Annotated in this window: 1 protein-coding gene; it reads left to right on the top strand. The window is 39.9% G+C overall.

The window, feature by feature from the left end; translation table 11 throughout:
- The coding region (locus NE558_RS14305) for a TnpV protein (RefSeq protein WP_256150841.1) at positions 1 to 198 on the top strand (198 nt) is incomplete at its 5' end.
- Positions 199 to 248 lie beyond the last annotated feature (50 nt).

The following is a 248-nucleotide window of genomic DNA, read 5'->3' as shown; positions in this document are numbered from 1 at the left end:
CAGCTCTGGACTTACCTTGCTGATATAAATGAGCAGGCACAAGAGAGATTCCAGGTTATTATCAGTCAGATGCAAAAAGCTGAGTCTGTAACTGAGAAGATGAAAGCGGATAATCAGTGGGAATGGATTCAGAGAATGGGCAGCATCCACAATCGTGCAGAAGAAATTGTGTTGAATGAATTGATATATTCATGTTGACAAGGCGGAGAGAAAGAAATATAATATTGTTAGCACTCCGTTGAATAGAG

This window comes from Anaerotignum propionicum (assembly GCF_024461735.1).
Lineage (GTDB): Bacteria > Bacillota > Clostridia > Lachnospirales > Anaerotignaceae > Chakrabartyella.
Note: the sequence above shows the minus strand (reverse complement) of the source record. Positions and strands in the feature narration are given on the sequence as shown.